The 20,410-nt window shown below is 67.0% G+C and carries 15 protein-coding genes, 2 pseudogenes and 1 riboswitch; of the genes and pseudogenes, 8 read left to right on the forward strand and 9 right to left on the reverse strand.

The annotated features are described in order from the left end of the window. Positions 1–215 precede the first annotated feature (215 nt). Positions 216–1,616 carry an IS1380 family transposase gene (locus tag BST40_RS22960; protein ID WP_083155791.1) on the forward strand — a complete coding sequence of 467 codons (1,401 nt, stop codon included), beginning with the start codon at positions 216–218 and terminating at the stop codon, positions 1,614–1,616. Between the two features lie 258 nt (positions 1,617–1,874). Here BST40_RS22960 and BST40_RS22965 read toward each other — a convergent pair whose 3' ends face one another. Beyond that, the gene (locus BST40_RS22965) at positions 1,875–3,434 is read right to left on the reverse strand and encodes a pyruvate, phosphate dikinase (protein ID WP_075547390.1); all 1,560 of its coding nucleotides are present in this window, start codon (positions 3,432–3,434) and stop codon (positions 1,875–1,877) included. 209 nt (positions 3,435–3,643) lie between these two features. Between BST40_RS22965 and BST40_RS22970 the strand changes: the two genes are divergently transcribed. After that, positions 3,644–4,153, forward strand: a complete 510-nt coding sequence (locus BST40_RS22970; RefSeq protein WP_083155793.1) for a DoxX family protein — start codon at positions 3,644–3,646, stop codon at positions 4,151–4,153. Positions 4,154–4,191: 38 nt separating this feature from the next. Here the strand turns inward: BST40_RS22970 and BST40_RS32625 are convergent, their stop codons facing one another. After that, complete coding sequence (locus BST40_RS32625; protein WP_075547345.1) at positions 4,192–4,383, reverse strand: hypothetical protein; 192 nt, start codon at positions 4,381–4,383, stop codon at positions 4,192–4,194. A gap of 60 nt (positions 4,384–4,443) precedes the next feature. Between BST40_RS32625 and BST40_RS22980 the strand changes: the two genes are divergently transcribed. From BST40_RS22980 to BST40_RS22995, 4 genes and pseudogenes are all read left to right on the forward strand, one after another. After that, positions 4,444–5,229 (forward strand): prolipoprotein diacylglyceryl transferase, encoded by a 786-nt coding sequence (locus tag BST40_RS22980; protein ID WP_075547346.1) that lies wholly within the window; start codon positions 4,444–4,446, stop codon positions 5,227–5,229. Further along, the gene (locus BST40_RS31965) at positions 5,226–5,621 is read left to right on the forward strand and encodes a hypothetical protein (RefSeq protein ID WP_075547347.1); all 396 of its coding nucleotides are present in this window, start codon (positions 5,226–5,228) and stop codon (positions 5,619–5,621) included. Before BST40_RS22980 ends, BST40_RS31965 begins: the two co-directional genes overlap by 4 nt. A gap of 5 nt (positions 5,622–5,626) precedes the next feature. Further along, positions 5,627–7,162, forward strand: a complete 1,536-nt coding sequence (locus tag BST40_RS22990; protein WP_075547391.1) for a radical SAM protein — start codon at positions 5,627–5,629, stop codon at positions 7,160–7,162. Positions 7,163–7,269: 107 nt separating this feature from the next. Beyond that, positions 7,270–7,539 (forward strand): annotated as a pseudogene (locus BST40_RS22995) (WXG100 family type VII secretion target); the annotation flags it as partial. Between the two features lie 84 nt (positions 7,540–7,623). On the opposite strand, the gene BST40_RS23000 reads toward BST40_RS22995, so the two are convergent. The 3 genes from BST40_RS23000 to BST40_RS23010 form a co-directional block, all read right to left on the reverse strand. Continuing rightward, the gene (locus BST40_RS23000) at positions 7,624–8,970 is read right to left on the reverse strand and encodes a flavin monoamine oxidase family protein (protein ID WP_083155795.1); all 1,347 of its coding nucleotides are present in this window, start codon (positions 8,968–8,970) and stop codon (positions 7,624–7,626) included. Positions 8,971–9,090: 120 nt separating this feature from the next. Next, the gene (locus tag BST40_RS23005; RefSeq protein WP_075547392.1) at positions 9,091–10,407 is read right to left on the reverse strand and encodes a PPE family protein, SVP subgroup; all 1,317 of its coding nucleotides are present in this window, start codon (positions 10,405–10,407) and stop codon (positions 9,091–9,093) included. 464 nt (positions 10,408–10,871) lie between these two features. Beyond that, positions 10,872–11,090: a hypothetical protein gene (locus BST40_RS23010; protein ID WP_075547349.1), complete on the reverse strand. Its 219-nt coding sequence runs from the start codon at positions 11,088–11,090 to the stop codon at positions 10,872–10,874. 116 nt (positions 11,091–11,206) lie between these two features. Between BST40_RS23010 and BST40_RS23015 the strand changes: the two genes are divergently transcribed. Continuing rightward, positions 11,207–12,928 carry a DUF3556 domain-containing protein gene (locus BST40_RS23015; protein WP_075547350.1) on the forward strand — a complete coding sequence of 574 codons (1,722 nt, stop codon included), beginning with the start codon at positions 11,207–11,209 and terminating at the stop codon, positions 12,926–12,928. A gap of 72 nt (positions 12,929–13,000) precedes the next feature. Here the strand turns inward: BST40_RS23015 and metE are convergent, their stop codons facing one another. The 3 genes from metE to BST40_RS23030 all read right to left on the reverse strand — a co-directional run bounded on the left by metE (position 13,001) and on the right by BST40_RS23030 (position 17,909). After that, positions 13,001–15,280: a 5-methyltetrahydropteroyltriglutamate--homocysteine S-methyltransferase gene (metE, locus tag BST40_RS23020; protein WP_075547351.1), complete on the reverse strand. Its 2,280-nt coding sequence runs from the start codon at positions 15,278–15,280 to the stop codon at positions 13,001–13,003. A 125-nt stretch (positions 15,281–15,405) separates the two neighbouring features. Then, positions 15,406–15,618, reverse strand: a riboswitch (cobalamin riboswitch). Between the two features lie 58 nt (positions 15,619–15,676). Continuing rightward, positions 15,677–16,519: an SDR family oxidoreductase gene (locus BST40_RS23025; RefSeq protein ID WP_075547352.1), complete on the reverse strand. Its 843-nt coding sequence runs from the start codon at positions 16,517–16,519 to the stop codon at positions 15,677–15,679. A 73-nt stretch (positions 16,520–16,592) separates the two neighbouring features. Further along, complete coding sequence (locus tag BST40_RS23030; protein ID WP_083155797.1) at positions 16,593–17,909, reverse strand: TetR/AcrR family transcriptional regulator; 1,317 nt, start codon at positions 17,907–17,909, stop codon at positions 16,593–16,595. 500 nt (positions 17,910–18,409) lie between these two features. Between BST40_RS23030 and BST40_RS23035 the strand changes: the two genes are divergently transcribed. Further along, a complete protein-coding gene (locus BST40_RS23035) occupies positions 18,410–19,576 on the forward strand; it encodes a PPE family protein (RefSeq protein ID WP_083155799.1) in 1,167 nt (388 codons plus the stop codon). A gap of 77 nt (positions 19,577–19,653) precedes the next feature. Here BST40_RS23035 and BST40_RS30260 read toward each other — a convergent pair. Then, a pseudogene (locus tag BST40_RS30260) lies at positions 19,654–20,410 on the reverse strand (PE family protein); the annotation flags it as partial.

Consider the following 20,410-nt stretch of genomic DNA (forward strand, 5'->3'; position numbering starts at 1 on the left):
GGGTCACCTGGACACGCAGATCGGCGGAGATGGCCTGGGCGGTGGGCTGCCGGGCGTACCAGCCGATCGAGCCCGGCCGACTCGCTGGAGGCTTAGCCTGGATCCGTGGATGGGCCGGTGATTTGATCGGCGTGTGAACAACGAAAATGCCTTCTGAGCTGGGACAATACGAGTGTCTACGTCGATGTTGTCCAGAGTTCGGGAAGGCATTTTCGGTGCACTCATCCTATACGTTCACCGTCGCGTCGGCAGTATTTGACGAGCAGAATCTGCTGTCGTCGGCCGGGTTGGTTCCAGTGCTGGAACTGGCTGGGCAGACTGGTCTTTCGCGGTTGATCGACAAGCACGTGGACCTGCTCTCAACCCGGGTGAAGTCCGGGGCGGTCAACCCGGTCGGCAAGCTGACCTCGATCATCGCCGCGATGATGTGCGGTGCCGACAGCATCGACGACGCGGACGTACTGCGCGCCGGCGGCACACCGCGGGTGTTCGACGAGGTATATGCGCCCTCGACATTGGGCATCTTCCTGCGCGAGTTCACCTTCGGGCACGCCAACCAACTCGCCGCGGTAGCCCGCGAACATCTGGCGGCGCTGGCAGCCCGGGCGCCGCTACTGCCGGGGGCAGAAGAGCTCGTGTATGTGGACATCGACTCGCTGCTGCGCCCGGTCTATGGGCACCACAAGCAAGGTGCCTCGTTCGGGCACGCCAAAATCGCCAGCCGCGCGCTGCTGCGTTTGGGCCTGTCGCCGCAGATAACCACCATCTCCACCGCCCAGGCTGCACCCGTCATCGCCGAAGCGCGGCTCCGCAGCGGCAAGGCCGCCTCCGGGCGCGCGGCCGCCTCCCAAATCAAGCAGGCCATCCACACCGCCCGCGACTGTCGAGCCGCCAACATCCTGGTGCGCGGCGACTCGGCGTTTGGCACCAAGAAAATGATGAGCACCTGCGTGGCCGAGGGCACCCAGTTCTCCCTGTCGGTAAGCCGCAACAAGCGCATCACCGCCGCGATCGAGGCCATCGACGAGGCCGCCTACACTCCCGTGCACTATCCGGGCGCGGTGAGCGACCCCGACACTGGCGAGTTGATCTCTGATGCCCAGGTCGCCGAAACGCCCTACACCGTGCACCTGGGCCGCGGCCGCACGCTGACCGTGCGGCTGGTGGTGCGCCGCGTCAAAGACGCCCGCTACCCCGGTGCGTTGTTTCCGGTGTGGCGTTATCACCCGTTCGTGACCAACTCCGAGTTGCCCACCGCCGAGGCCGACATCACCCACCGCCGCCACGCCATCATCGAGACCACCTTCGCTGATCTGATCGACGGCCCACTGGCTCATGCACCTTCAGGGCTTTTTGCAGCGAACTGTGCCTGGTTGGCCTGCGCGGTGATCGCACATAACCTGTTGCGCGCCGCGGGCACCCTCGCCGGCGGTCACCACACCGTGGCCCGTGGTGCCACCATGCGCCGCGACTTGGTCAACGTGCCCGCCCGCTTCGCCGCCCCCGCCCGCAAACCGATGCTGCACTTACCTGCTTACTGGCCCCGGCGAACCGGATGGAAACAACTGTGGGACAACGTCATCAGCTACCCGACCGCCCAGCCCCGCGCCGCCTGACCCCACGACCAGACCCTGTCCACCCGCCATCCCAGGCCCGGCCCCAGGAACCTCGCTGCCCACGCCCGAAAGTTGGTTACGCGGGCCCAAACCTCCGGGGGTGTCCTGCGTCGACGCCGGGTCAGTTCAGGTGCGGCGCCGCGGACAAGTGCGCTGCGCAGTGGCGACGGCTTGGGCGGAGCGTGTTGCCCAGTGGGGAAAGGTCGGATAAGTCGGAAACTCTTGCGGGTGCGCGCAAATATTTTGACGAAACCGGTGTCAAGCAGTCGATGCCCGGAGCGCATGCAACATGGTGATCAGTGGCGCGTCCGACACCACATCGGTATGTCCGGCGGTCATCGCAGCCCGTGCGGCGGCCTCGGAATGATCCTCGAGCCTGGGGTAGTCGCCGGTGGCGTGTGCGCGTAGCGGGCTGATGCGCAACGCGATGCCGGTGAGTTCCCGCAGCTCCGGGGTGTCGTTCTCGGACCACGCGGACAGCGGCAGGCTCCCGGCGCGCACCTCGCCCTGATGTCCGTCGACGGTGATCTGCTTGCCGTCCAGGCTCGCGGCTACGCCGTGGCCGCAGCCGACCACGGCAACCCGGCCGAGCTCGCGGCTGACGACGGCCGCGTGGCTGGCCGCGCCGCCGACCTCGGTGACAATGCCCTGCGCGGCCAGCATGCCCAGCACGTCTTCGGGCCTGGTGTGGTCGCGGACCAGGATGACCGGCTCGCCCCGGTCGGCAGCGTCCAGCGCCGCATCCACGTCAGTGTAGGCGATTCCGGTGGCCACGCCCGGACAGGCGGGCAGGCCCTTGGCTAAAAGTGTTGCGGCCAAACGTGTTTCGGGCTGCAGAGCCGGCCGCAACAGGGCTTCCACATGCGTGGGGGCTATTCGGCGCAGTGTCTGGGCGTCGTCGATGAGACCTTCGTGTCGCAGTTGCAGAGCCAGCCGCACCGCGGCCTGCGCCGACCGCTCGGCAGACCGTGTCTGCAACAGCCAGAGCTTGCCGTTTTCGACGGTGAACTCGATTTCCGGGACGTCTGAGGTCAGTCGCTCCAGACATCGGGCGGCCGCGATCAGCTCGTCAAAGGCAGCCGGTAGCCGGTCGCGCAGGGCCGCAATCGGCTCGACGTCCACCACTCCCGAGACCACGTCGTCGCCCTGACCGCCGGGCAGCCAGTCGCCGAACGGTTCGTTGGCGCCGGTGATGGGGTTGCGGGAGGAGAGCACCCCGGCGCCCGAGTCGGCCGTCTGGTTGCCGAACACCATGGCCTGCACGACCACCGCGGTACCACCCTGGTCGTCTCGGCCGTAGTGCTCGCGGTAGGCCTTGGCCCGCGGAGAATTCCAGGAAGCGAAGACGGCCCCGACGCCGGCGCGCAACTGCTCGTATGGATCCTCGGCGGGGTCGCGGCCCGTCACTCGCCGATACATGCGGATGAACCGCCGGCGGGTGTCAGCGGCGAAATCAGCGGTGCCGGCCGCGGCCAGGGCCTGCTCGACGGCGTCGTTGAGGCCCAGGTCCAGGATCGTGTCCATCATCCCGGGCATCGACTGGGTGGCCCCCGAGCGCACGCTGACCAGCAACGGACACGGCCCGCGGCCGAATGTGCGCGCGGTCTCCGCCTCCAGCCAGCGCATCCGCTGCAGCACGTCGTCCCAAATCGCGTCCATGGTCGGCCCGGGGTCGGCCAGGTACCGTACGCCCACTTCGGTGGTGATGCAGAACGCGGGCGGTACCGGCAGCGAGTGGCGGCGCATCACGTCGATGCCGTGGCCCTTGTTTCCCAGAACCTCGCGGGAATGATCCGTTTGTCCATCCAGCAAGACCACCGGGTCTTTCCGGATGCCTTCGAGGGGATCTTCGAGGGGATCACCGCCTCGTGGGATACCAGCCATTGATGCACCCCCTCGTGGTCGGGCAAGCCTGAAGCGGTTGCGGGCTAACGTCGGAACGTCCGCAATGTTTCCACACCGATCACCGGAACCGGCGGCTCGCCGCAGCTGTCGGGAGCGGGGCCGGATGATCTAATTTTGACGGTATGACTCCGTATGACGCCGGGTTGCTGATCCTGCGGCTGGTGCTGGGCCTGACACTGGCCGCGCACGGCTTGAACAAGTTCTTCGGTGGCGGCCGGATACCGGGCACCGCACGCTGGTTCGAGAGCATCGGCATGAAGCCCGGGAAGTTTCACGCGACGGTGGCCGCCAGCACCGAGACGGCCGCCGGACTGGGGTTGGCCGCGGGTCTGCTCACTCCCATCCCGGCCGCGGGTTTCGTGTCGCTCATGCTGGTCGCGGCATGGACCGTGCACCGGCCCAACGGCTTCTTCATCGTCAAGGAGGGCTGGGAATACAACCTGGTGCTGGCGGTCAGCGCCATCGTCATCGCCACCCTTGGCGCGGGAAAGCTCAGCCTGGACTGGGTGATCTTCGGAAAGAACTGGTTCGACGGGTGGCCCGGCCTGCTGATCTCACTCGGACTCGGCCTCGCCGGCGCCAGCGGGCAGTTGCTGATCTTCTACCGGCCGCCGGTCCAACAAACCGGGTAGCGCATATCGGGCACGCGACCGGGCGGGTCCGCCGACTATCACCGGCCGTTGTTGCCGTGCTGGCCGAGCAGCTGGCCGCCGGCGCCACCGGTGGCGAACAGCCTGCCAACCGCCGCCGCTGAGCCGCCGGTCCCGCCGGCACCGCCGATCCCGAACAATCCCGCCGGCCCACCGTTACCGCCCGGCATGCCGGGCGCGCCCGAGCCGCCGGAGGCGGGTGCCGCGGTCAACGTAACGCTGTCCTCGGCGCGACGAGTCCGTTCGATGCCGGATCAATATAGGCTGTCCGGGTGGTTCCGCACTGGCGGGTAGGACCGCTGACGCTGCCGGTACACGGCGTGTTCGTCGGGCTGGGTGTGCTGGTGGCCACGGTAGTTTTTTTCGCCGAAGCCCGCCGCCGCGGTGCGGTGAATGACCAATCGCTGGTGGCGGTGACAGGAGCTCTGGTCGGCGGGGCAATCGGCATGCGGCTGTCCGGGTGGGCGGAACATATCGATGTCCGGCTCAACCCGACCTTGTTGCAGGCCTGGGAATTTGGGTCGCGCAGCATCCTGGGTGGCCTCGTGGGCGCCTACGTCGGCGTGCTGATCGCCAAGCGGATCGGCGGCTTCCGCGGCAAAACCGGCGATCTGTTCGCCCCGGCGGTCGCATTGGGAATGGCTGTCGGTCGCGTCGGCTGTCACCTCACCGAAGCTCCCGGCCGGCCGACCGGCCTGCCGTGGGGTGTGCACGCCCCTGCCGCCACGCCGAAATGCCCGGGTTGCCTCATTGGCGCCGCGATGCATCCGTCGTTCCTTTACGAGATCGGTTTTCAGCTGGCCGCGTTCGCCGTTCTGCTATGGCTGCGCAATAAGCTCACCCAACCCGGTGAGCTGTTCGTCCTCTACGTCGCGGGTTATGCGGTGTTCCGGTTCTTCGTCGAGTTCGTCCGGGCCAACGAAACCGTGTGGCTGGGTTTGACACGGCCCCAATGGTTTTTGCTGCCCTCGGTTGTTCTCATCGCCGTACGGCTAGGCTACGGGTACCGGCGTGGCCACTATGAGCCACTGCTGCACAGGCAGGCACTGCCAGCATGACAAACCCACCACCGGGTTGGCCTCCGCCGGGCCATCCCTACGACCCGAACCAGCCCTACCCCGGCTGGCCTCCGCCACCCGGCAGGTCCGGTGGGGAGATCTTCGGGGCGGTCGTGGTCGGTGTATTCCTTTATTTCGGAATCAATCTGGTGGTCGGATTCATGGTGGTTGCGGGCCTTGCCCAAGCCGTCTCGTCCCATGCCGCTCTGGTGACGGGAGCTATTGTCCTGGGGCTGATCGCCTTTGGCGGCGGTGGCGTACTGGTGGTGCTGCGAAACCCTTGGGCGAGGGGAATTGGGATGGGGTTGATGATCGGTTGGGCGATCACGTCGATCGTCACGGTCGGCTTCTGCACGGGCTTGAATCCGACGCTGTACGGATCTGCCGGATGACCGGCATGGGATTGCGGGGCGACAGCATTCATCGCTACGTCAACGCGTTCTGCCCGCGCTGTCACGACCAGGAACCGGATCGTCCGTTGAGTGATGTCGCCCGGCTTAGCGGCTGGCTGGCCGTGCGCGACGGGCTGGTCTGGCTGGAGCGCGGCTGCCGCTCCCACGGCCTGGTCCGAACCCTCTACGACGAAGATCCGGAAATCCTTTCCTACCTTGAAGAATGGACGGCTCCGACAAAGGCTCACGTCCCCGATACGCCGGTCAACTTCGACCCGATTCCGTCGGCGTATCTGCGTGGTCTGCCGCAGATGCAGACCCAGCACACCTGCATCCTGCTGGAGGACATCGCCGAGACGTGCAACCTGCGCTGCCCGACCTGCTTTGCCGATTCATCGCCGGACCTACGTCATGTCGTGGCGATCGGCGACGTGCTGGCCAACGTCGACCAGCGTCTCGAGCGCGAGAACGGGCGCCTCGATGTGCTGATGCTCAGCGGCGGCGAACCCAGCCTGCATCCGCAATTACCGGAGTTGTTGGCCGAACTGAGTGCGCGGCCTATCACGCGAATATTGCTCAACACCAACGGAATCCGAGTAGCCCAGGACGACGGATTACTCGACGTGCTCACCGAGCACCGCGAGCGCGCCGAGGTGTACCTGCAATACGACGGGCTCTCGCAGGCCGCACATCGATACCATCGAGGCGGGGATCTTCGTCGGATCAAGCAAGACGCGTTGCGCCGGCTGTCGGAACGGGAGATCTTCACCACCTTGGTGATGACGGCCACTCTGGGCGTCAACGACCACGAGATCGGCGACGTGGTTCGGCTTGCCCTACAAACACCCTATGTGGGCGGGGTCTGCATTCAACCCCAGTTCGGTTCGGGGCGTTCGGGATTCATCGACGCCGACAATCGGCTCACGCACACCGGTGTGCTCAGGAGGCTGGGGCCACAGACCGACGATCTGGTCACGTGGCGGGATCTGACCGCGCTACCGTGCTCACACCCGCATTGTTGTTCGGTGGGGTACCTGCTGCGCGACGACGGCGGGCGGTGGCGCTCACTGGTGGCCTTGATCGGTCACGACAACCTCAAAGACAAGCTGGGCCTGGTCGCAAACCGTATCGCCGACAGGGATATTCCCCGCGAGTTGCGGCTGGCGGTGCGTGAATCGCTGCTGGCGTTGCTGTCGGAACAGTCGTCGTTGTCGCACCCGCAGATGTCCGACGTGTGGCGTCTGATCTGCCAGAATTGCGACCTGGGCATGGCAACCCTGCTGACCCTGGCCTCCAGCGCGCTGCCCGGGCGACGGCGCCAGCTGCGGCGGCTGCTGGGGGAGCGGGTGCTGCGTATCACCGTCAAACCGTTCATGGATATGTCGACGATGATCGAAGAGCGGCTGGTGCAGTGCTGCGTGCATGTCGGCACGCGGTCGTCACAGGATCAGTGCGCACCGTTCTGCGCGGTCCAGGCCTGGCCGGCGCTCGGCCGGCAGCGGCTATCGGTGGCTGCCGAGCGGCTGCTGCCGGTGGTGTGATGATTCCGGCAGCGGCGAGTTCGTCGCCGGTAGGCGACCGCAGCTAGGCTGCCGGGTCGCACGCCCGGCGGCTACTGCCGCCCGTTATTGCCGTCAAGTCCGAACAACTGCCCGCCTTTGCCGCCGGATGCTCAGGTGCGTTGATTCGGGCGCAGTTGGCGTGTTGAAGGCCGAGCATCAGGCGATCGTGCGGGATGTGTTGGCCGCCGACGACTTCTGGGGCGGGGTCGGGTCGGTGGCCTGCCAGGAGTTCATCACTGCGTTGGGCCGCGACTTCCAGGTGATCTACGAACAGGCCAACGCCCCACGACCAAAAGGTGCAAGCCGCCGGTTCCAACATGGCCCAAACCGACTCCGCCGTCGGCTCCGGTCGGGCCGAACCTACAGCCCCGCGCCCGCCCACCGAGAAAAGCAGTCGGACTCCTTGCGGCCGGGTCGAATTGCGTTGCCGCGAAAGCGATTCAGGCCGCCAGCACCTCCGACGCGGCGCGCTCCCCGGAGCGGATTGCGCCGTCAACCCAGCCGCACATGGTGGCCGAGCTCTCGGTTCCGGCCCAGTGGATGCGCCCGCACGGCGGACGCAGGGTGTAGCCGAATTGGGTCAGCACACCGGTCGGCGCGTGACTGATCATTCCGCCGCCGGAGTAGCGATCCAAAATCCAGTCCTGCTCGTGGAATTCGCGCGGCGCACGCGCCTTGGCGCCGAACCGGTCGGCGAGTTCGCCGATGACCACCGCCCTGCGCTCGGCCTCGCCGAGCCGCGCCAGCCGGCGCGCGGCAGGTCCTTCGGTGATCACGCACATGATCCCCGGCACCGCCCTGTCCGTACAGGCGTCGATGGTCAAGGTGACCGTAGAACCGGGCGCGGCGGACTGGCCGGACAAACCATCGGCACGCCAGAACGGCTCGTCGTAGACGATTGAGATCTTGTAGACGGCGCCGCTGGGCATCCGATGATGCAGCAGCGCCCGGTCCACCGGAAGCGTCGGCTCGTAGTCGATCGTGTTGGCGATTGCCAGCGGGATCGCCACGATCGCTCGCCGCGCGCGCACCGTTAGGTCGTCCGAGCGGATCGTCACGCCATCGCCGTCCTGCGCGATGAGCCGCACCGGTCGTGAAAAGTGCACCGCATCACCAAGTTCGGCGACCATCGGGCCGTAGATGGCACCCATCCCGCCAACCGGGCGGGCGTCCTGCGCGCCGCCCTTACCCGAAATGACGAAGGTGGGACCACCCCCGGAGGCCATCTGCAGCAGTACCCACAGCAACGACGTCTCCGATGCCGCGGAGGTGTAGGGTCCGGCCAATGCCATGTCCAGCATGTCGCGGGCGGGTTTGGACACGGTGTTCTTGTCGAGCCATTGCCCCAAGCTGATGCGGTCCCATTCGGCGGCGCGCTTTGCCTCCCACGGGGCTTCGCGGGGGATCGATTTGCACATCTTCTCTACCGCGGCCAAACCAAGGCCAAGGTTGGTGACCGCCCACGGGCTCATCGTCCACGGGATGGTGCCGCCGTAGCGATGCTTTTTGCCGCCGACGACCATCATGGCCTCGCCGTCGTTGTACTGCTTGTATTCGGGTACCCCGAATTCCGCCATCAGGGCGTAGATGCGGTCCTGGCCGGGTCCGATCCATGCCACGCCGCGATCGATCCATACCCCGTCGTCGCGGGTCACGGTGTAGGTACGACCGCCGGCCCGGTCACGGGCTTCCAGCAACACCACCGAATGACCGGCTCGGTGTAACCGCAGCGCCGCAGTCAAACCCGCGAAGCCGGCACCCACCACGCAGAAATCGACATCCGCCACGATTTGCTCCTCGGTTGATGTGCGTTGGCCAGCAAACTACACCGATTGCGGCCTTTCGGCGGCCGAATCCGGGCGGATGCAACGACTCGAACAACAGGCCCCGAAAAGGTCTGGCTCGGATCAATGCGGCAGCAGCCGTTGTTTCTGCTCGATGAATTCATCCTCGGTGAGGATTCCGGAATCGCGCAGGGACGCTAGCTCACGCAGCTCCGCCGCGATACTCGTGATTGGCCCGGTTGCTGAGCTGGCCGGTGATATCGGATCTCGCTTGACCGCGCCGACCCGCTCACGCCTGCTCCCATTGCCCGCACACGCCATTGCTCGCCCGGCCATGCCGGCCAAGGCCATTTGGCTGAACAGGCTTCCGGCGCCACCGGCTTCTGCGGCCGCACCGAGGCTGGTGGCGGGCAATGCGACTGCCAGAGAGCGGATCTCGGGCGCGGCCGCTGTCCAGGTCGGCGGCACCGACAGCCCGGCGATCGAGTTCGCGTCGCCCAGAACCGCCGAAACCGCCGACCCGCCCAGATCGGTGATGGGTGCCGACGTCACTGGCGCGGTCCCCGGAAAGGACTCGATTCCGGCCCAACCACTGACGATGTCATCCGTGTGGACACCAATCTGATAGCCGACAATGTCGTAGGGAAGTCCGGTAATCCCGACAATTGAGTCGAAACCAAGTCCCGCGGCCCCTATTTCCGGGTCGACTAACAGCCCACTGAGGTCCGCCAGCAGGTCCAGCCACTCTAGGGGCGTCAGTGAGGGAATGGCCGCCGCCGGGCTCGCGAGGCTTGACAGCGTATTGGGCACCGCGGACAAGGATCGACTGGTGCTCGACGCGTTGTGCCGGGCGTTGCCGGCCGAGGCCCCAGTGGACCGGGCCACCGCGGCGGCTTGGACCGATAACCCGGTGGTCTCGGTGTTGGGCGGCGGCGGGGTGAATGGGGTCAACCTGGTCGCCGACGCCGACGAACCCGCATAGCCGTACATCGCCGCGGCATCTTGGACCCACATATCGGCGTACTGTGCCTCGGCGACCGCGATGGCCGGGGCGTTTTGCCCGAAAAGATTGGTCGCGATCAGCGCCGTCAGCAGCATGCGGTTGGCCGCGACCACCGGCGGAGGCACCGTTTGCGCAAACGCCGTCTCGAATGCGGCGGCCGCGGCCACGGCCTGGCCGGCTGCCTGCTCGGCTCCCGCGGCGGTAGCTCTGGTCCACGTCACAAACTCGGCGGCCGCGGCGGCCATCGACGCCGACGACGGGCCAACCCAGGGACCGCAGGCCAACCCCCCGATCACCGACTCATAGGAGCTCGCTACCGAGTGCAGCTCGGCGGCCAGCCCGTCCCAGGCCGTTGCGGCGGCCAGCAGCGGTCCCGAGCCGGGACCGGCGTAAATCCGGGCAGAGTTGATCTCGGGAGGTAGTACCGCGAAATCCAATGTCGTTTCTCCGATCGGTGCGGCGCGGCCGGGACGGTGCCAGCGCCGGTCACGGCATATTAGGGGCGCAATGCCCATCTCGGCCAACCGAACTGGAACCGGACTCGTCGAAATTCGACACATCGCATCGCGGCCACAGGCCGTGCCGGTCCTCGGGCGCGGCAATCGACGACACCACCGCGATTCGGGCGGTCGCACGCCGAGACTCAGCTCACCCGTTATCGGTGTAGCGCCGCTGCGGCCGGTGAGTACGTGCGGGACTGCGCAATTGGTCATCGCCCAGGATCGGTATCGACAAGATGGCCTACCCGCAGCGGCGCCGCCGAACGGTGTCGTCGAGCACGGCTCGAGTCGCTGGGCTAGAAGGCCGTGGGCCGCCACAGGCAGGCGCGGGCCCGGTGGTTCGACCCGTTAGGTGACCAACGCCACTTTCTGACTCACGTCGGCTGCGATGTCGCCGGCCGCTAACCCGGTCCGCCGTATTGCCACACCAGGCTGTGATCGCCGGTCATGGTGGGGTTGCACCACATCGTCCGGCCGTTGGCGTCCTGGGTGGTCGCGTGCAGCACCGCACAGGAATCACCCGGAGACGGCGCCTGGGCCGCGGCGATGCCGCCCCCGGCGACCGCGATCGGCGAGAACACCGTCACTATGGTCAATGCGACAAACCGCCATCTGCTCATCTGAAAGCCTCCTCAGCACGGCAGAACTCCACGCTATCCGCGCCCGCGGGGACCGGTAAAGAATTGGCCGCGAAGATGAACCCACGCGGCTAGAACACGTTCTAATCTGAGACACCATGGGATTCCTCAAACCCGAACTGCCTCAGGTCGACATCCCCGAGTGGAGCAAGGGCACCCGCAGCGAGAAGATCCGCCCGATGGCCCGCCACTGGGCCGAAGTCGGCTTCGGCACACCGGTGGCGCTGCACCTGTTCTACGTCGTCAAGATCGGCCTCTACATCGTGGGCGCCTGGCTGGTAGTGCTCAGCACGACAGGGATCGACGGGTTCACCGACGTCGGGTCGTGGTACGCGGAGCCGATAGTCTTCGAGAAGGTCGTGCTCTACACGATGCTGTTCGAGGTGATCGGATTGGGTTGCGGCTTCGGACCATTGAACAATCGGTTCTTCCCGCCGCTGGGGTCGATCCTGTACTGGTTGCGGCCCAACACCATTCGGCTGCCTCCGTGGCCCGGCAGGGTCCCGCTGACCAATGGCACGACGCGGGCTCCGGTGGATGTGCTGCTGTATGCGGCGCTGTTGGTGATGACGCTGTGGGCGTTGTTCTCAGACGGCACCGGCGCCGTCCCGGAGTTGGGCACCAAGGTCGGGTTGTTACCGGTGTGGCAGATCTGGACGATCCTGGCGATCCTGGCCGTCGCCGGATTGCGCGACAAGGTGATCTTTCTGGCCGCCCGCGGCGAGGTCTACGGTTCGCTGACCGTGGCGTTCCTATTCAGCGGTGCCGACCTGATCGTCGCCGCCAAACTGGTGTTTCTGGTGATCTGGATCGGGGCGGCGACGTCGAAGCTGAACAAGCACTTCCCGTTCGTGATCTCCACCATGATGTCCAACAACCCGCTGATTCGGCCGCGGTTCATCAAGCGGATGTTTTTCGAGAAGTTCCCCGACGACCTGCGGCCCGGACGTTTGTCCCGGATGATCGCCCACGTCAGCACCTTCATCGAGATGGCCGTGCCGGTGGTGCTGTTCTTCGCGCACGGTGGCTGGCCGACCGCGGTAGCAGCGTTCGTGATGGTGTGCTTTCACCTGGGCATCCTGACCGCGATCCCGATGGGGGTGCCGCTGGAGTGGAATGTGTTCATGATCTTCGGCGTGCTGTCACTGTTCGTCGGCCACGCGGGTCTCGGCCTGAGCGATGTGAAAAACCCTGTGCCGGTTGCGATTCTGTTCGCGGTGGTGGCCGGCACCGTCGTTCTGGGCAATCTGTTCCCGCGCAAGATCTCGTTTCTGCCCGGCATGCGCTACTACGCCGGCAACTGGGACACCACGCTGTGGTGCATCAAGCCGTCGGCAAGCGAGAAGATCGGCAAGGGCATCGTCGCGATTGCCAGCATGCCGGCCGCGCAGCTGGAGCGCTTCTACGGCAAGGACAAGGCGCAAATCCCGATGTATCTCGGATATGCGTTCCGCGCCATGAACACTCACGGCAGGGCGCTGTTCACCCTGGCGCACCGGGCCATGGCCGGGCAGAACGAAGACGACTACGTCATCACCGACGGCGAGCGGATCTGCAGCACCGCGATCGGCTGGAATTTCGGCGACGGCCATATGCACAACGAGCAACTGATCGCCGCGATGCAGCACCGCTGCCACTTCGAGCCGGGCGAGGTGCGGATCGTCCTGCTCGACGCGCAACCCATCCACAAGCAGACACAGGCCTACCGGCTGGTGGATGCGGCGACCGGCGAGTTCGAACACGGCTACGTGCGGGTCGCCGACATGGTGACCCGACAGCCCTGGGCCGACGACCTGCCGGTCCAGGTGCTGTCCGAATAGGTGGCGCCGAGCGTGACGCCACTGCGAGATTTCGTGCCGAAACTCGCAGTGACGTCACGCTGGCGAGAAACGCTAGGCCTCTGCGCGCACTTCCTGCGCCGCGGCCACCATGTTGCGCAGCGACGCGGCCACCTCAGCGGCGTTGCGGGTCTTCAGGCCGCAATCGGGATTGACCCAGAGCCGCTGCGCCGGAACCGCTTTCAGCGCCGCACGCAACGACTCGGCGATCTCGCGGGTGCTCGGCACCCGCGGCGAATGAATGTCGTAGACGCCCGGGCCCACACTGTTGCCGAAGCCGGCCGCATTCAGGTCGTCGAGCACCTCCATATGTGAGCGCGCCGCTTCGATCGACGTCACATCGGCATCCAAATCGGCAATCGCGCCGATGATTTCGCCGAATTCCGAATAGCACAGATGGGTGTGGATCTGGGTCGAGTCGGCCACACCTGAGGTCGCCAACCGGAAAGCGGCTACCGCCCAACGCAAATACTCGTCCTGCTCGACACGGCGCAGCGGCAGCAGTTCTCGTAGCGCGGGCTCGTCGACCTGGATGACCGCGATGCCGGCGGCCTGCAGGTCCACGGTCTCGTCCCGGATCGCCAGCGCCACCTGGTTGGCGGTGTCGGCCAGCGGCTGGTCGTCGCGCACGAACGACCACGCCAAGATCGTCACCGGACCGGTCAGCATGCCCTTGACCGGCTTGTCGGTCAGAGACTGCGCGTAGGTGATCCAGTCGACCGTCATCGGGCGCGGCCGCGACACGTCGCCGTAGAGGATCGGCGGGCGCACGCAGCGGCTGCCGTAGGACTGCACCCAGCCGTTCTGGGTGGCGAAGAAACCCTCCAGCTGCTCGGCGAAGTACTGCACCATGTCGTTGCGCTCCGGCTCACCGTGCACCAACACATCCAGCCCGAGCTGCTCCTGCAGGGTGATGACGTCGGCGATCTCGGCTTTCATCCGGCGCACGTATTCGCCCTGGTCGATCTCGCCCGCCCGTAACGCCTGTCGCGCCTTGCGGATCTCCGAGGTCTGCGGGTAGGAGCCGATCGTCGTGGTGGGCAGCACCGGCAGCTGCAGACGTGCTTCCTGGCTGACGCGACGGGCGGGCGCCTCGCCCCGGCGGGCCCCCGAGGCGACGATCGAGTCGATGCGGGCCCGGACCTGTCCGTTGTGCAGGCGCGGGTCCCGCTTCCGCGACGCCACCGCCGCGTTGGAAGCCGCGATCTGCTCGGCGACCGCGTCGCGTCCGTCGCGCAGTGCCCGCGCGAGCACGACGACTTCGCCCACCTTTTCCGCGCCGAACGCCAGCCAGTCGCGCAGGTTGTCGTCCAGGTCGGTTTCGGAAGCCAGCGAGTATGGCACGTGCATGGTGGAGCATGACGTCGAGACCGCAACCGTGGCCGCCGAACCCAGCAGGGTCGCCAGCCGGCTCAGTGCCGCTTCCAGGTCGGTGCGCCAGACGTTGCGCCCGTCGACGATGCCGGCCACCAGCGTCTTGCCGGCCAGCTCGGGCACCCCGGCGACCGCGGTGCGCGCGCCGGCCACCAGGTCCACCCCGATGGCTTCCACCGGCGTGCGGGCCAGCGCCGGCAGCGCGGCGCCGGGATCGCCGAAATAGGTTGCGACGTGGATGGCCGGCCGATCACTCAGCGACCCCAGCGCGGTGTACATCCGCTCGGCCAGCGCCGGCGCGTCGGGACAGATGTCGGTCACCAGCGCGGGCTCGTCGAGTTGTACCCACTGGGCGCCCTCGCCGGCCAGCAGCGACAGCAGTTCGGAGTAGACCGGAACCAACTCCTGCAGTCGGTCGATTGGCGGGCCGGCACCGTCGACGGCCTTGCTCAGCAGCAGGAAGGTGACCGGGCCGATGATCACCGGACGCGCCGGAATACCAAGCTGCTGAGCCTCTTTCAGCTCGGAGACCACCTTGGCCGGGTTCAGCGTGAACCGGGTCGACGGCCCGATCTCCGGCACCAGGTAGTGGTAGTTGGTATCGAACCACTTGGTCATCTCCAGCGGCGCGACGTCGGCATTGCCTCGTGCGGCGGCGAAGTAGCGGTCCAGTTCGTCGGGGATCGCGCTCACCCGGGCCGGCAGCGCACCGAGCAGCACCGCGGTGTCGAGCATCTGGTCGTAATAGGAGAAGGTGTTGATCGGCACCGAGTCCAGGCCGGCGGCGGCCAGATCGGTCCAGGTGCCACGGCGCAAGGCGGCGGCGACGGACTCCAACTCGGATCGGCTGGTGCGTCCGGCCCAGTACCCCTCGGTCGCTCGCTTGAGCTCACGGCGCGGGCCGATGCGGGGGGAGCCGGTGATGGTGGCGGTGAACTTCTGAAAATTACCTGCGGTCACGGCGTGTCCTTAACTCGACGGGTTGGTCACCGCCCACGGACGTACAGCCGAATCCGGTTGCGGCGCAACACCGCAACCGGTACGGCCAAACGCCCACTCCACGAGGCGACGACCCGCCGGACGCGGCGCGCCCGGCACGGCTGGCAGGTCTTCGGACTCGCAGGCGCGCACCGGTGGTGGTGCTCCTAATGGCCGTCGCTTCCCAGTCGTGCGACCAGTGCTATTGACGGCGGTCGTTCCTGCATACCGCTGCGGGACAGTTCCGGACTCTCACCGGATTCCCTCTCGCCAGGCATCGCTAACATGCCTCGCTCGGTGCCGACGCCGCGGGATGCGATGACGGCAGACCAGCTGCGTGGTCCAGGTTACGTCAGCCGGCAACCCTGCCGCGAGCCGCTAGGGCATCGGCACGCGGCCCATGATCAGATCGAGGATCGGTTTGCCCGGCGGGTAGGCTCCGGTGAGCGACGCCATCGTGTGCCCGTAGTCCACCAGCAACGTGATGCCGCTGATCCCGAAGGCGGCCGCGCTGTTGAGGAACGCCATCACGTCGCCCATCTGCTCGGGGGTGTGCACCTTGGCTCCGGTCTCGTCGCGGTAGTCCTGCGCGTAGCTGAGCCACAGGTCCGCGTTGGCCTGGGCCAACGGCGTGTCGGTGGGCCCCGGACAAATGGCGTTGATCCGGATTCCCTTCTTCAGCAGGGGATAGGCCTGCATCGCCACGTAGGCGTTGATCGCCTTCTTGCTGAAGCCGTAGTGGATGATGCCCTCGGCCTCGTGCGCGGCAACCCAGTCCTGGGCCGCTGCGTAGTCGGGCGTGGCCAGGAACTCCTGCAGCCGGGGCAGGTCGTTTTCCCATCCCATGCCTGCCACCGAGGAGATGAAACAGATCGCCGAGCCGGACGGCAGCTGGTCGTGGTCCAGCAGCCGCTGGATCAGATGGCGGTGGCCGATGAAGTTGATCTTCATCAGGTCCGGACCTTCGGCCACCCCGGCTGCGGAGAACACCGCATGCACCGGTCCACCGAGCTGCCCGATCGCGGCGTCGATGGACGCGGGGTCTCGCAAGTCGACCTGCAGCGACTGGGCGACGTCAAAGTTCACCGGCGCGTAGTCCATCACGGTGACGTCGGCGCCGAGTTCGGTCGCCGCCCTGGCCGCCGCGGCGCCCATACCCGTCGCGCCGCCGACCACCAACGCCAGCTTGCCGTCGTAGCGCAACCGATCCAGAACAGTCATGGAGATCCCTTCCCCGCGGGCCCTACGTACTCGCCGTTTACCTGCCCCACTCTAGGGAGAACATATTTTTGGTTCAATACCCCTCGCCACGCACCGCGGCGCCGCGCAACACCGTGTCACGGGCATGAATCAGCGCGGCACGCGGGCCGACAGCGCGAAGGATGTTCTCCGGTATCCACTGCAGGGCGATGACCGATCGTGCCAGCATCGCCAGGGACGGGGTCTCGATCTGGATCTCGTCCGAGCGAAAGCCTCCGGAGAGAAGTGATTTCAGCTGACGCAGCCGGGTGGCATACAGCCACCCCGGGTTGGGGGTATTGGGCGGCGACTGCCGCATCCAGGCGAGCTGAATCCGGAATTCATCGGAAAACTGATCCAGCGCATTGATATTGATCCAGCTCAGCGCGTCCAGCTTTTCGATCGGCGTCGCATCCGAGCGCAGTACGCTGACCCAGCCTGCCTCGACCTTCTGGCCGAAGGACCGCATGATCGACGCCAGCAGTTCGTCCTTGGATCCGATCACCCGATAGACCGTGCCGGTTCCCAGGCCGGTCGCAGCCGCGATGTCCCTGATGGTGGTGACTTCATATCCTCTGCGCCCGAACTCGGTTCGGGCGACCGCCCGCACCCGGGCAGCTTTGTCGCCGGGGTCGGCGTCCCGGTCGTCGGTCCATGTCGCGATGGCGTCGTTGGCGGCCGCCAAGGCGCTCGATCCGTCCAGCTCCGGATCGTCCGGAGGGCGGGTTGCCAATCCCTGCAGGATGATTCGGCACATCAGCCGGGCGACCTGGTCGGCTGAGGCGTGGTGACGGATGACGTCGAGCCCCACCTGCAGCATCGTCTGGCAGATGCGGTCGGCCAATATCGGCAGATCCATTTCCGGTTTGATGTAGCCGCTCCACCTGGCGGCGCGCAGGGTCTGCAGCATCGCCTCGTGCAGCGCCGCCGGCCGCTGTTGGGTGAGCTTCATCAGTTCGGGATCCGCGCTTGGTCCCTCGTAGAACGACATCTGAAGCGCTGCTTGGTGCGCCACGGCGCAGTTGGCGATCGCCGAGCCCAACTCGGTGATCTTCTCGGCCACCGGCCGCGAGTCCGGCTCGTCCAACTGCTGCTGCGCGGTGAGGCCGATGCGGTTCAGATCGTTTTGATAGCGGCGGATCAGTTCGATCAGGATCGCTTCTTTGGACTCAAAATGGTGGTAGAGGCTGCCCGGCAGAATGCCTGCCGCGTCGGCGATTTCCTGCAGCGACGTTCGCAATCCCGACGACGCGATCAACGACGCCGCGGTCTGCAGAATCTCGGCCCGGCGCGTCCCGGAATCGTCGGCGACGGATTCGTCGCGGTGATCCACCGGCTGGCGGCCTTTTGCCAAGGCGTTGGCTTTTGCCATAGCTACCGGGACGCACGTCCGCAGGACAGCGGTTTGGCAGACATAAGCACTCGCCCTCCCGCCGAACCAAATCTTTGTTGCTAAAGACTATCAGACCGTAGACCGGTCGACGCCCTGCTGAATAGTGGTTGACAGGGCGATTCTAAAACGGGCGTTCCGGCTGCCGCGGATTAGCATCGGGCGGCTCCGGCGAAGGCACACCCGTTGCGACGGGGCACGCGACGCAAATCCGCCGGGAGGGGGCTGCGCGCCGACCCGCCCGCCCGGCCGATGTGGCCAAACCGCCGGCCTTTGATAGCTGATTGACAGGCGGCTTTGAGCATATTGACAGGAAGGTTTGGTGCGAAAGCCCGGATTTTCTGCGTCGCACCGCCTTAGCATTCGGCCGTGGCGCAAATAGTCGCACGAGGTGACTGTTGCTGCAGATGAATGTCGTCGTGGAGGTAGTCGGCAGGAGCGGATGTCCGAGCTGTTAATACGGCCGGCGGTTTGGGGTTGGCATGATTCCTGAGTTTGTGTGGTTGCCTCCGGAGATCAACTCGGCACGGATTTTCGCCGGTGCGGGATCGGGTCCGCTGTATACGGCGGCCTCGGCCTGGGAGAGCCTGGCTGCGGATCTGCGGGCGTCGGCGGCGTCGTTTGATTCGGTGGTCAGCGGGTTGGCGGGCGGGCCGTGGTCGGGTCCGGCTTCGGTGTCGATGGCGGCGGCGGCGACGCCGTACGTGGGGTGGTTGAGTGGCGCCGCGGGGGAGGCCGAGTCGGCCGCCGTTCAGGCGCGGGCGGCGGCGACCGTTTTCGAGGCGGCGTTGTCGGCCACGGTGCATCCGGCGGCGGTGACCGCCAATCGGGTGTCGTTGCTGTCGTTGGTGGCGACAAACTTCTTGGGGCAGAACACCCCCGCGATCGCGGCCGCTGAGAGCGACTACCTCGAGATGTGGGCTCAGGACGTAGCCGCGATGGTGGGGTATCACGCCGGAGCGGCGTCGGTGGCGTCGACGCTGACGCCGTTCAGCCTGCCGCCGCTGACGATGGCGGGGTTGGCCGGGCTGGCATCGCAGGCCGCCTCGGGTGTCAGCGCGATAGTGTCGTCGGCGGGCGCCGCGATAGCCACACCGGTGCAGGGAATCGTGTCGGCGGCTCCGTCCGCCCTCGCGATGCTGCAGTCGGTGCCGTTGTCGTCGTTCATGTATCCGGTGAGCATGGCGATTTCGCCGTTGATGAGCGTGCTGACCAATGCGGCGCGCACTCCGGCCGCGGGGTTGGCCGGTGCCACGGCGGGCGGAGCGGCGGCAGCCGAGCCGAAGTTCGTGGGTGCGGCTCATCCTGGGACCAAGCCGTTTGGCGGTGGCGGGCTGGGTTCGCCGATGTCGGCGGGTCTGGGTAAGGCCCGGATGGTGGGGACGATGTCGGTTCCGCCGACGTGGCAGGGCTCGACACCGACGCGGATGGCTAGTTCGCCGTTATCGGGCTTGGGTGCTGCAGGCATGCCCAATCCGGCGGAGCTGACCGGGGCGGCGCGGCCCACCGGGATGCCGATGATGCCGATGCCGATGGGCATGGGCGGTGCCGGCACCGGGATGCCCGGCGGCATGATGGGCCGCGGTGGGGCGGGCGGAAATCCGGTGCAGTCGCGGCCCAGCGTGATACCGCGGACCGGGATCGGATAGGCCCGGATCGGAACGGCGCCCAGAGGCATTGCGGCCGAGCCAAATTCGAGAAGTAGCATGCCGCCGTCGCGACGACGTCAGGACACGTCACTGACCAACGGAAGTGGTTGTCGCGCGGGCGCTACCCCATCGAAGCCGGGCTGCCCGATCAGCTTCCCACCCGCACCGCCGGTCCCGCCAGCGCCGGGCGAATGTCCCGTCCCGCCGTTACCGCCGTTACCACCGTTGCCGATCATCGAGGCGTTGCCGCCGTTACCGCCGTTTCCGCCGCTGACGTAGCCGGCACCGCCGTCGCCACCGTTACCGCCGTCGCCGATCAGGCCGGCATTGCCACCGGTGCCGCCTGCCCCGCCGTTGCCGCTCAACCCGTTTCCGCCGCCGCCGCCGGCGCCGCCCGATCCGAAGAAATGTCCCGCGTTGCCGCCGGCCCCGCCTTTGCCGCCGTTGTCACCGGCGCCGCCGCTGAACCCGCCGGTCCCGCCGTGGCCGCCGTCGCCAAACCCGTACGCGCTGCCGCCGGCTCCGCCGGCCCCGCCGAGACCAGCCCCGGCGACCCCGCCGGGGCCGCCGCTACCGGCGGAGCCGAACCCGTAGGCGTTGCCGCCGGACCCGCCGTTCCCGGCGCTGGTGCCCGTCGCGCTATGCCCTCCTTCACCACCGTCGCCGCCGAAGCCGAACAATCGGCCGCCGTCGCCGCCATTACCGGCGGACCCCCCGCTGCCTTTGGAGGTGGATCCGCCTTCGCCGCCCATCCCGCCGGAACCGACCAGCGTTGCGGACCCTCCGTTGCCCCCGGCGCCGCCGACGCCGGTAGGACTAGGCCCGCCCTTGCCG

It is taken from the genome of Mycobacterium persicum (assembly GCF_002086675.1).
Taxonomy (GTDB): domain Bacteria; phylum Actinomycetota; class Actinomycetes; order Mycobacteriales; family Mycobacteriaceae; genus Mycobacterium; species Mycobacterium persicum.

What these genes read in the sequence shown, in the direction of transcription:
- BST40_RS31965 (WP_075547347.1), top strand. Translation starts at nt 5,226, where the DNA reads ATGACAAACCCACCACCGGGTTGGCCTCCGCCGGGCCATCCCTACGAC.
- BST40_RS22990 (WP_075547391.1), top strand. Translation starts at nt 5,627, where the DNA reads ATGGGATTGCGGGGCGACAGCATTCATCGCTACGTCAACGCGTTCTGC.
- BST40_RS23015 (WP_075547350.1), top strand. Translation starts at nt 11,207, where the DNA reads ATGGGATTCCTCAAACCCGAACTGCCTCAGGTCGACATCCCCGAGTGG.
- BST40_RS23035 (WP_083155799.1), top strand. Translation starts at nt 18,410, where the DNA reads ATGATTCCTGAGTTTGTGTGGTTGCCTCCGGAGATCAACTCGGCACGG.
- BST40_RS23030 (WP_083155797.1), bottom strand. Translation starts at nt 17,909, where the DNA reads ATGGCAAAAGCCAACGCCTTGGCAAAAGGCCGCCAGCCGGTGGATCAC.
- BST40_RS23010 (WP_075547349.1), bottom strand. Translation starts at nt 11,090, where the DNA reads ATGAGCAGATGGCGGTTTGTCGCATTGACCATAGTGACGGTGTTCTCG.
- BST40_RS23025 (WP_075547352.1), bottom strand. Translation starts at nt 16,519, where the DNA reads ATGACTGTTCTGGATCGGTTGCGCTACGACGGCAAGCTGGCGTTGGTG.
- BST40_RS22970 (WP_083155793.1), top strand. Translation starts at nt 3,644, where the DNA reads ATGACTCCGTATGACGCCGGGTTGCTGATCCTGCGGCTGGTGCTGGGC.